Raw genomic sequence first — 3,006 nt, 5'->3', positions numbered from 1 at the left:
CGAGTGCCAGACTCATCGCGAGGAGGGGCATTGGTTTCATCTGTCGCTTTCTCTATAGAAATTTTTGGGGGCGTGGAGCCAGGAATCAAACCGGGCATTGCCTTGACCATCTGCAGCCGGTGGCGAATCGCCAGCGCTAGAGGAAGGGCGAACTCCGCGTCGGGTCGATCGCGGCGCAAGCGGCCAAGTCGCTACGCGAGCGATCATAGCGACCGTGGCGCAGTCCGGCTACTGCCCTTTCGGGAAGGTCGACGGGTCTTCGTCGAAGAGGCCGGCTGCCTGGACCAGTCGTGCCAGCTCGGCCACCGATCGCAGCTGCAGCTTGGTAGTGATCGCCGTGCGATGCAGTTTCACCGTACGCTCGCTGATGCCCAGGGTGCTGGCAATCTGTTTGTTGAGACCGCCGCGCAGCACCTGCTGTAGCACCTCATGCTCGCGCGGCGACAGGGCGTCGAAGCGGGCGCGCAGGCTTTGCAGGTGCAGACGCTGCGCGCGCTGACGGGCATCATGCGCCAGCGCGCGCTCAACAGCCTGCAGCAGATCGGCCTGCGCTGCGTCCTTGGTAAGAAAGTCCTCGGCGCCGTGGCGCATGGCGCGCACGGAGGTCGCAATGTCCCCCTGGCCGGTGAGAAAGATCACCGGCGGCGCGTGTGGCTCGCGTGCGAGCGCCAGCTGCAGGTCCATGCCGCTCAGGCCGGGCATGCGCAGGTCGGCGATCACGCAGCCCGGCCTATCGGTCAGTTGGGCGAGGTAGAGCTCCGCCGACGAGAAGGTCGCCACCGTATAGCCGGCCGCCCGCAGCAGCCGCGACGCTGACCTCAGGAAGGAAGCGTCGTCGTCGACCAGGGCCACCACCGCCAAGCTGGGGCTCACGAAGGAGCCGCCTCGCCGGCGGTCGGCAGCGTGAAGTGGAAGGTCGCTCCGGCGGGGAAATTGTTCTCTGCCCAGAGGCGACCGCCGTGCGCTTCGACGATGGTACGAGAGATCGCCAGCCCGATCCCCATGCCGTCCAATTTGGTGGTGAAGAAGGGTTCGAAAATGGCGCCCAGTTTTTCCGGCGGGATGCCGGGTCCGGTGTCGGCCACCGCCACTTCAATTTCGTGTCCACCACCAAGCTGAGCGCGCAGGATGACGCGGCGCTCTGCGGGGTGCGCCTGGTCCACGGCATCCATGGCGTTGAGCACCAGGTTGAGCAGAACCTGCTGGATGTGCACCGGGTCCCCCATTGCCCTTGGCAGACCGGGCGCGATGTCGATCACCAGGTGGATGCTGCGCGCCGCTGCGTCGACGCGCGTCAGCGCAGCGGTCGCCGCACACAGATCGTCGATCGCCAGCGGCTGGCACGCCATGCTGCGGCGCTTCAGCAGCGTGCGCAATCGCTCGATCACGTCCCGCGCGCGCTGGTTGTCGGCCCGGATGTCCGCCAGGATAGGCCGCAGCTCGCCGAGGTCCGGCGGGTCGCGTTGCAGGAAGAGCTCCGCCGCCTCGGCGTTGCGCAGAATGGCGCCCAGCGGTTGGTACAACTCATGTGCCAGCGCCGACGCCAGCTGCCCGAGCATCGAGACGCGGCTGGTATGGGCGAGTTGGCTCTGGAGTTCCTGCAGTTGCAGCTCCGAGCGGCGACGCGGCGAAATATCGAATGCAACGCCGCGCAGCAGGCGCGGCGCACCGTCGCCATCGCGCTCGACCCGCCCGCGGCTGGCGATCCAGCGCGTCTCTCCGTCGACCGGCTGCAGCCGAACCTCGACTTCGAAGTCACGGTCATTGCTCAGCGCGCTGTCGACGGCATGACGCAGGGTGTCGCGGTCGTCGGGATGCACCGCGTTGATCAGTCGCGCCTGATCGAGACGCTCCGCTGGCGGGATGCCGAACAGGGCGTGCGCTTTGGCAGTCGCCCAGATTTCGCTGGTGCCGAGATTCCAGACCCACACGCCGAGGCCTGCGGCGGCACTGGCCAGATCCATGCGCCGCTCGCTTTCCTGCAACTGCCGACCCAAATGCGCTGCGGCGGAAACGTCGGCGGTGAGTTCGTAGGCCATGGCCAGCAAGATGATCAGGTAGGCCAAGCTGACGAGATAAGGTGTTTGCACGACCCCGATCTCGATCAGCGCCGAATGGGTGCCGGCGCCCAGAACCCAGACCACGACGCTGCCGCCGATGACGGCGGCCCGCCGGCGCTGGCCGCGCTGCGCCAGCTGGAGCGAGGCGTGCACGACGAATACGAGGAGCGTCAGCACCCCCAGATAGGTGAGAGCGTTCAGCGGGTTCGGGACGCCCACGGCCACTTGGTAAGTCGCACCGCCGAAGGTCTCGACCGTCTGCAAGCCGGTCATCTCCAGGTAGCCGAGGCTTGGCCCGGGGAGAAAGTCGAAGAGCGCAGCGGTGAAATAGAGGGCCGGGCCGGCGATCGCCAGCCACCTGTTGCCACAGCGGAAATAGAGCCAGACGAAGCCGGCGAGCGTGGCGATGACGGCGCCTGCCGCGACATCGAACCAGTTCAGCAGCGCCTGGAACTCGATCGGGTCATTGGCGCGCATCATCGCCAGCTCGAGCCCACAGGCTGCGGCGGCGGCAAAGGCACTCGCTGCGAATACCAGGCGCGCGCGGTCTACCGGCCGGGTGAGCGCGATGCGCAGTTCGATCAAACCGAGCGTCAGGCAAGCTGCGGCGACCATCGGCCAGGCAACGGTGATCCAGTTCATGACTGTCTGGCAGGAAGACCTGCGCTGCAACTTCGACTGCGACGGCGAACGGACTGCACTGCAGCAGCGGCGTCAGGTGCTGCGTGGGGATCCGTTGACCACCGCGTGGATCGCGCCGAGCACCTCGCGGCCGGCGTCGCCCTTGTTGAAAAACGCGGCGCAACCCGCTGCCAGCGCCCGCCGGCGCCAACGCGGATCGTCGTAGGCCGTGATGAAGACCACCGGTGTTCCCGGCGCCAGGGCATTCAGGTGCTCCTGCAGATCGAGCCCCGACATCCCGGGCAGTTGCACATCCAGCACCAGG

At 67.1% G+C, this 3,006-nt stretch carries 3 protein-coding genes; all 3 read right to left on the bottom strand.

Annotated elements, in window-relative coordinates; genetic code table 11:
* Positions 1-228: 228 nt before the first annotated feature.
* Positions 229-873, bottom strand: a complete 645-nt coding sequence (locus tag RUW20_RS02975; RefSeq protein WP_313950686.1) for a response regulator transcription factor — start codon at positions 871-873, stop codon at positions 229-231.
* Positions 870-2,702, bottom strand: coding sequence for an ATP-binding protein (locus RUW20_RS02970; protein ID WP_313950708.1), 1,833 nt, complete (start codon positions 2,700-2,702; stop codon positions 870-872). The genes RUW20_RS02975 and RUW20_RS02970 overlap by 4 nt, the downstream gene beginning before the upstream one ends.
* Before the next feature lie 72 nt (positions 2,703-2,774).
* Positions 2,775-3,006 (bottom strand): response regulator (locus RUW20_RS02965; protein WP_313950707.1); only part of this gene is annotated, 232 nt, incomplete at its 5' end.

The sequence above is a fragment of the Accumulibacter sp. genome (assembly GCF_032229525.1).
Classification (GTDB): Bacteria; Pseudomonadota; Gammaproteobacteria; order Burkholderiales; family Rhodocyclaceae; genus Accumulibacter.
This window is presented reverse-complemented; position numbering and strand designations above follow the sequence as displayed.